The organism is Halorubrum sp. SD612, assembly GCF_002135005.1.
On sequence record NZ_NEWI01000128.1, the window covers coordinates 1 to 7,380 of the forward strand.

7 protein-coding genes are annotated in these 7,380 nt (G+C 69.5%); 4 read left to right on the forward strand and 3 right to left on the reverse strand.

Annotated features, from left to right (window positions below; all coding sequences use genetic code 11):
• Together B9G38_RS12905 and B9G38_RS12910 are read left to right on the forward strand one after the other, a co-directional pair.
• A partial coding sequence (locus B9G38_RS12905; RefSeq protein WP_158093829.1) for a methyl-accepting chemotaxis protein occupies window positions 1–2,343 on the forward strand: 2,343 nt, incomplete at its 5' end.
• 60 nt (window positions 2,344–2,403) lie between these two features.
• Window positions 2,404–2,871 (forward strand): hypothetical protein, encoded by a 468-nt coding sequence (locus B9G38_RS12910; protein WP_086220622.1) that lies wholly within the window; start codon window positions 2,404–2,406, stop codon window positions 2,869–2,871.
• Window positions 2,872–2,887: 16 nt separating this feature from the next.
• Here the strand turns inward: B9G38_RS12910 and fdhF are convergent, their stop codons facing one another.
• Window positions 2,888–5,032 carry a formate dehydrogenase subunit alpha gene (gene fdhF, locus B9G38_RS12915; protein WP_086220623.1) on the reverse strand — a complete coding sequence of 715 codons (2,145 nt, stop codon included), beginning with the start codon at window positions 5,030–5,032 and terminating at the stop codon, window positions 2,888–2,890.
• Window positions 5,033–5,237: 205 nt separating this feature from the next.
• Between fdhF and B9G38_RS12920 the strand changes: the two genes are divergently transcribed.
• Window positions 5,238–6,407 (forward strand): glutathione-independent formaldehyde dehydrogenase, encoded by a 1,170-nt coding sequence (locus B9G38_RS12920; RefSeq protein ID WP_086220624.1) that lies wholly within the window; start codon window positions 5,238–5,240, stop codon window positions 6,405–6,407.
• 48 nt (window positions 6,408–6,455) lie between these two features.
• Here the strand turns inward: B9G38_RS12920 and B9G38_RS18305 are convergent, their stop codons facing one another.
• The gene (locus B9G38_RS18305) at window positions 6,456–6,623 is read right to left on the reverse strand and encodes a hypothetical protein (protein WP_198945693.1); all 168 of its coding nucleotides are present in this window, start codon (window positions 6,621–6,623) and stop codon (window positions 6,456–6,458) included.
• A gap of 221 nt (window positions 6,624–6,844) precedes the next feature.
• On the opposite strand from B9G38_RS18305, the gene B9G38_RS18310 reads away from it, so the two are divergent.
• Window positions 6,845–6,997 (forward strand): hypothetical protein, encoded by a 153-nt coding sequence (locus B9G38_RS18310; RefSeq protein ID WP_198945694.1) that lies wholly within the window; start codon window positions 6,845–6,847, stop codon window positions 6,995–6,997.
• On the opposite strand, the gene B9G38_RS12925 is transcribed toward B9G38_RS18310, so the two are convergent.
• Window positions 6,994–7,380, reverse strand: a 387-nt coding sequence (locus tag B9G38_RS12925; RefSeq protein ID WP_143415447.1) for a GTP-binding protein, incomplete at its 5' end; no start/stop codon positions are given. The two genes, B9G38_RS18310 and B9G38_RS12925, sit on opposite strands and share 4 nt — an antisense overlap.

Sequence of the window (7,380 nt, forward strand, 5' to 3'; positions counted from 1 at the left end):
GGCCTCTATCTGTTCAAAATCGCGGCTGCGGTCATCATTGTCTCGACGGCGTTGCTCGGTGCGGGTGCGCTCGCGGTGGATCAGGTCCAGGCGAGCGTCGAGTCCGACGCCCGCGAGACCCTGACGAGTGCCGCCGAGCGGGAGGCCGAGGGGATCGAGGGGTTCGTCGACGACATGAACGGGTACACGCTCCGCGTCTCGTCCGCCTCCGGCGTCCAATCGTCGAGCGAGGGGCGGGTCCGCGACGAACTCAGGCACAGCGCCGACATGCTTCCCGAGTACGTGGTCGACGTTCACTACTACGACGCGGTGACGAACGAGGTCAGCGTGAGCACCTCGCCGATGACGGAGGGGACGACGTACTCCGAGGACGAGCGACCGTGGGCCGTCGGACCGGCGGCGTTCGCCAACTCGAACGACGTGCGCTCCTTCGAGCCGTACAAGGTCGACGGCGAGAACCGGCTCGGGTTCGTGAGTCCGATCAACAACGTCCCGGGCAAGGCGATCGTGATCACCGTCGACCTCTCGGAGCGCGGCGCGCTGCTCTCCGCTCCCGTCGACGGCGGCAACATGCAGGTCGTCTCCGCCCGCACCGGCCGGGTCGCGCTGGCGGCCGACGGCGACGCGATCCTGAACGACTACTTCCTCATCGAGGAGCTGTCGCACTTAGAGACCGGCGTCACGGAGCCGGTCGTGACCGACGTCACCGACGACGAGCAGGAGACCGTCAACGGGTCGGCGCTCGCGGCGGCGACCGTCCCGATCGAAAACAAGCCGTGGGCCGTGGTCGTCGCGGCGCCCCAAGACGAGGTGTACGGCACGGTCGGCGACGTCACGCGGACCGTGCTGCTCCTGATCGGCATCTCGGTCGTCGGCCTGCTCGCGGTGGGCGCGTTCGTCGTCCGCGACGTGAACGGCTCCGTGGACGACCTGCGCGGCTACGCCGAGGCGATCGAGGCGGGCGAGCTCGACGTCGATATCGACCGCGACCGCGCCGACGAGTTCGGCCGGCTCTCGGCGCTCTTCGACCGCATCCGCGAGACGATGCGCGAGCAGATCGCGGCGGTCGAGGAGTCGGCCGAGGAGGCCGCGGCGGCCCGCGAGGAGGCGGAGGCGCTCTCCGCGCACTTGGAGACGAAGGCGGACGAGTACGAGGCCGCGATCGACGCGGTCGCGGACGGCGACCTCACCCGCCGGCTCGACCCGGAGAGCGAGAGCGAGGCGATGACGGCCATCGCCGAGTCGCTCAACGAGACGCTCGACCGGTTGGAGGCGCTCGTCGTCGCCATTCAGGACGCCGCCGAGACGGTCGGCGAGCAGAGCGCCGAGGTGACCGCCTCCGCGGAGGAGGTCGAGTCGACGAGCGTCGACGTCGCCGAGAGCGTCGAGGAGATATCGGTCGGTACGGAGCGACAGGAGGAGACGCTCGCGACCGCCGCCGCCGAGCTCGACGACCTCTCGGCCACCGTCGAGGAGATCGCCTCCTCGACCGACGAGCTGGCCGAGCGCTCCGCCGCGACGGCCGAGGCGGGCGAGGCGGCCCGCGAGGAGGCGGGCGCGGCGATCGAGCGCATGGACCGGATCGACGACGAGGTCGGCCACACCGTCGACGAGATGCGCGACCTGCGCGGCGAGGTCGAGCGCATCGGCGAGGTGGTCGAGCTCATCGACGACATCGCCGAGCAGACCAACATCCTCGCGCTCAACGCCTCCATCGAGGCGGCCCGCGCCGGCGAGGCGGGCGAGGGGTTCGCCGTCGTGGCCCGCGAGGTGAAGGACTTAGCCGAGGAGACCGCGGACGCGACCGCCGAGGTCGAGGAGCTGATCGCCGGCGTCGAGGGGTCCACCGAGTCGGTCGCGGACGGCCTGTTCTCGATGGAGGACGACGTCGAGGCCGGCCGGGCGGTCGTCGAGGAGACGGTCGAGACCCTCGAATCGATCGTCGCGGACGTCGAGGACGCCAACGCGGGGGTCCAGTCGATCAACGACGCCACCGACCAGCAGGCCGAGTCGACCCAGGAGGCCGTCTCGATGATCGACGAGGTCGCGGAAGTGAGCGTCGAGACCGCGAGCGAGGCGCAGAACGTCTCCGCCGCCGCGGAGGAGCAGACGGCCGCGATCGGGCAGATCTCGGAGGGCGCGGCGTCGCTGTCGTCCCGCGCCGACGGGCTCCGCGCGCTCGCCGACGAGTTCGACGCCCGCGCGGCGGCGGCCGACGAGAGCGACCTCGGCGAGGTCGGTGACGGCGCCGAGGCCGGCAGCGAGGGCGAGGCCGAGCCCACCGACTTCGAGTTCGGTGCGACCGACGCCGGAGACGGCGAGGCCGCCCCCGGCGACGACTGACTCCGAGCCGGAGTCGACCGGCGCACAAGACACTTCACGCGCCTTCGCGTCGCCCCGAACGTGCGCCGCAGAGCCCTCCTCGCGTTCGCGGCCGCCGCCTCGACCGCCTCGCTCGCGGGCTGCCCCACCCCACCGTGGACCGACGACCCGACGGAAATCGGCGGCGCCGAGGTGACGTTCCGGCGCGGGTACGACGGGGAGATCGACGCCACAGGGTCCGGCGGGAACGACGTCGCCGAGGTGCGCCGACGCCTCGACGAGGACCCCCCGCGGCTGGTCGTGGCGGGATCGCTCCTCGACGGACCCCGCCGCTGTGAACGCGTCGCGCTGTTCGAGGCGGGGCTCGACGACGGGACGCTCCGCCTCCGGATCCGCTCCGAGGACGACCCCGACTCGGACGTCGACCGCTGTTCGGACGTCGCCGAACCACACCCCTACTCGGTCGCGGTCGCGTTCACCGAGGCGGCCGTCCCGAAGCGCGTCGAAGTCCGCCACGGCGACGAGACGGTGCTTGAAGAACGGATATAAAAAAGCGGACTCCCGCTCAGTCGTCGGCGGACGCCGGCGAGTCGTCGCCCGCGGCCTCGATGCCGACCTCTATCTCGGCGGCGGCGGCCTTGTACTCCGGAATCTTGGCGCGCTCGTCGAGCACGTCGTTGGTGAGTCGGTTCGCGGACGCGGCCGCGAAGTGCGGCGTGGTCCAGACGACGCCCTCCTTGATGTCCTCGGTCACGTCGGCGCGGACGGTGATCTCGCCGCGTCGCGACTTGAGCGTCACGTCGTCGCCGTCCTCGATGCCGTACCGCTCGGCGTCGTTCGGGTGGACGTCGACGAAGTTCTCCGGGTGCTGCTTCGAGAGCGTGGGCGACCGGCGGCTCATCGTCCCGGTGTTGTAGTGCTCCTCGAGCCGCGCGGTGGTCAACACGAGCGGGTACTCCTCGTCCGGGACCTCCTTCGGCTCCTGGTGGACGACGCCCTCGATGCGGCCGAGGCCGTCGTCGGTCTCGAACTCGTCTTCGTAGAGGAACGAATCTCCCTCGTCGCCCTCCTCGTAGCAGGGCCAGTGGATCCCCGTCTCGCCGAGCGCGTCGTAGGTCATCCCGTGCATGATCGGGCACACCTCGCGCAGCTCCTCGAACACGTCCTCGGGGCCGTCGAACTCGAACTCGTCGCCGTCGAACAGCCGCGTGCCGACCTCACAGAGGATGTCGAGGTCGTGGCGCGTGTTCTCGTGGACCTTGTGGACGCCGCGCATGCGCTGGACGCGGCGGTCGGTGTTGGTGACGGTGCCGTCGCGCTCGGCCCACGTCGTCGCGGGGAGGACCACGTCGGCGAGCTCGGCGGTCTCGGTCATGAAGATGTCCTGGACCACCATGAAGTCGAGCTCCTCGCGGAACCGACGCTCCGTCTCGTTGCCGTCCGGCTCGCTCATGATCGGGTTCTCGCCCATGACGTAGAGCCCGTGGACGGCGTCGCCGATCGCGTGGGAGATCTCGACGTTCGTCAGCCCCGGCTCCGACGGGACCTCGAAGCCCCACACGTCCTCGACGGACTCGCGGGCCTCGTCGTCGTCGACGAGCTGGTACCCCGGGAGGACGTTCGGCATCGCGCCCACGTCGCAGGTCCCTTGGACGTTGTTCTGTCCGCGCAGGGGATTGACGCCGGTTCCCGGCCGGCCGAGGTTCCCCGTGATCAGCGCGAGGTTGATCTCGTTTTGGACGTTGTCGACGCCGCAGGTGTGCTGGCTCATCCCCATCCCGGTGAAGATGGCGGCGTCGTTCGCCATCGCGTACTTCTCGGCGGCGAGTTCGACGTCCTCCAGCGGCACGCCGCACTCCTCGGCGGCCGCCGCCTTGTCGAAGTCCGCGAGCGTCTCCCGCAGGTGGTCGATTCCCTCGGTGCGCTCCTCGACGAACTCCTCGTCGATCCAGCCCGCGTCGGGCTCCTCCTCGTGGCGCTCCAGGATCGTCTTGAGGACGATATTTAAAAGCGGGATGTCGGTGCCGGGCTTCAGCTGGAGGTGCATGTGCCGGTCGGTGTCGTCGATCTCGAACGACCGGGTGGTCTTGTTCGCGTGCGGGTCGACCTGGATGACCGTCGCGCCCTCCAGGACGGCCTGCCGGAAGTACTGGCTGTTGGCGATCGGGTGCTGCTCGCCCGGGTTCGCGCCCTGGATCCACAGCACGTCGGCCGAGTCCTCTAAGTCCGCCATGCTGTTCGTCATCGCGCCCATCCCGAGGCTGGTCCGCAGCGCCCAGACGGTGGAGGCGTGACACATCCGCGTGCAGTTGTCGACCTGATTGGTGCCGTACCGCCGCGCCAGCTTCTGGATGAGGTAGTTCTCCTCGTTGAACGTCTTCGAGGAGCCGAAAAAGCCCATCCCGTCCGGGCCGTGTTCCTCCCGAATCGACCCCATCTCGTCGACGACGCGCCCGAGCGCCTCCTCCCACGTCGCCTCGCGGAACTCGCCGTCCTCCTTTATCAGGGGCTCCGTCAGCCGGTCCTCGTGATCGACCACCTGCGTCGCCGCGCCGCCCTTGATGCAGACGCTGCCCTCGTTCACCGGGGCGTCGGCCCACGGCATGAATCGCATCTCGCCGCGCTCGTCGCCCTCAAGCACGCGGATCCCGCAGCCCACGCCGCAGTACGGACAGATCGTCTTCGTCGCGTCGTCCGGTTCACTGGACATCGGTCTCACCGCCCACGTGTGCGTACATATGTCACGATCTATCGCCGCCGTCAATGAGTGTATCGGTGACCCGCATCGAACGGGCGGCGAGCGCCGCCGTCCGAACTGTTAGCGCGTTAATACTCCCCGTATCAGTTTTGTTAAACGTAACTATAACGGAAAAACATTTACTACGGTATGCTAACACGTTCCATCCGGGATTCCAATGAGAGCAGTCGTGTACCAAGGCCCGTACGAAGTGGCCGTCGAAGACGTGGACGAACCGCAGATAGAACACCCGAACGACGTCGTCGTCGACATCACGACGTCCTGTATCTGTGGCTCCGACCTCCACATGTACGAGGGGCGGACCGCGGCCGAGGAGGGGATCGTCTTCGGCCACGAGAACATGGGAATCGTGAGCGAGGTCGGCGAGGCGGTATCGACGCTGGAGGAGGGCGACCGCGTCGTCATGCCGTTCAACGTCTCCTGCGGCTTCTGTCAGAACTGCGAGGAGGGGTACACCGGCTTCTGTACCAACGTCAACCCCGGCTTCGCGGGCGGCGCGTACGGCTACGTCGCCATGGGCCCGTATCCGGGCGGACAGGCCGAGAAGCTGCGCGTGCCGTACGCCGACCACAACGCGCTGAAGCTGCCCGAGGGGCGCGAACACGAGGACGCGTTCTCGCTGCTCGCGGACATCTTCCCGACGGGGTGGCACGGCACCGAGCTGGCCGACCTCCAGCCCGGCGAGTCCGTCGCCATCTTCGGCGCGGGCCCGGTGGGGCTGATGGCCGCCTACAGCGCCAAGATCAAGGGCGCGGCCGAGATCTACGTCGTCGATCAGGTCCCGAGCCGACTGGAGCTGGCCGAGGAGCACTGCGACGCCCACGCGATCGACTTCTCCGAGGGAGACCCGGTCGACCAGATCATCGAGACGCACGGCGGGATGGTCGACAAGGGCGTCGACGCCGTCGGCTACCAGGCGACCGACCCCGACGACGTCGACACCGACACCGAGGACTACTCCTATCAGCCGGCCAAGGAGAACCCGGCGGTCGTGCTCAACAACCTGATCCGGGTCGTCCGTCCGACGGGCCAGCTCGGCGTCCCCGGGCTGTACGTCCCCGAGGACCCGGGCGCGCCCGACGACATGGCCGCGCAGGGGCGGCTCGGCATCGACTTCGGGAAGTTCTTCGAGAAGGGGCTCAAGTGCGGGACCGGTCAGTGTAACGTGAAGGAGTACAACCGGTACCTGCGCGACATGATCATCGAGGGCCGCGCCGACCCGAGCTGGGTCGTCTCCCACCGGGTCGACCTCGAAGAGGCCCCCGAGATGTACGAGGCGTTCGACGCCCGCGAGGAGGGCGTCACGAAGGTCCTGTTAGAGCCCTGAGACCGACCGCGCCGCGTCCCGAGAACGTCGCTTTTTTCGCTCCCGCCGTCACGCCCGGAGCCACGCCTTCGGGTGGTCGCTCCGGAGGTGCGCCTGGTACTCCCGGACGAGCGCCGGGTACGAGTCCGCCACGCAGTGCCACTGGCACAGGTCGCACTCCCGCTCCACGCCGTCGTCGTCGCCCCGCACGTGTCCGCCGCGTCTGTAGGTCGCCATTGGTCTGTCTGTCGACGGGGGGCGCCCCCGCGTCTATCCCGTCTAAACGCTCGGAACGGTTCAGGTTGTCGGCGGAACGGGCGCTCTCCGGCCGGTTTACCGGTTTTCGGTCGGGCGGGGCCCGATCGAACCCGTCCGGGCCGCCGCCGCGCGTCGCGGCCCGACGGGCCGACGGCCTCGCCGCCGAAACGGGTATGTCACCGGGCCCCGTGGACTCGGTCATGTGTCAGTACTGTAACTGGGCCTTCCACGACGGGTGGGGGGAGCTGCTGAAGTACGACGAGACGTACCAGTCGGCGGTCGGCGCGGAGACGGAGTCGACCCACGGGTTCCACGACGAGTGGGACGACCTCCGGAGCGAGCTGGGGCTCTAGACCGGAAACACCGCGTCCGGGTCGGCCGTTCGCCCGTCCTCGTCCGCCGCGAGTCCGGCCAGCTCCTCGCGGATCCCCGCCTCGTCGAGGTCCTCGCCGATGAACACCAGCCGCGTCCGGCGGTCCTCGTCGGGCCCCCACTCGCCGATCGGTCCGGCCTGAACGGACGGACCGGCCTGGCTCACGCCGATCACCTCGTCGGTGCCCGCCACCCGGACCACGCCCTTCGCGCGGATTATCGACCCGTCCCAGTCGCCGAGCCACTCGGCGAGCCCCGTCGGGCCGAGCGCGCCGCCCGACCGGATCGCCAACGATCCCACCCCCTTGGCCGCCGCCCCCGCCTCCCGCTGCCCCTGGCCGCTACCCCCCACCCCCTCGCGCCC

Excerpts from the sequence above, each read along its gene's own strand:
- fdhF (WP_086220623.1), bottom strand. The coding sequence starts at position 5,032 with ATGTCCAGTGAACCGGACGACGCGACGAAGACGATCTGTCCGTACTGC.
- B9G38_RS12920 (WP_086220624.1), top strand. The coding sequence starts at position 5,238 with ATGAGAGCAGTCGTGTACCAAGGCCCGTACGAAGTGGCCGTCGAAGAC.
- B9G38_RS18305 (WP_198945693.1), bottom strand. The coding sequence starts at position 6,623 with ATGGCGACCTACAGACGCGGCGGACACGTGCGGGGCGACGACGACGGC.
- B9G38_RS18310 (WP_198945694.1), top strand. The coding sequence starts at position 6,845 with ATGTGTCAGTACTGTAACTGGGCCTTCCACGACGGGTGGGGGGAGCTG.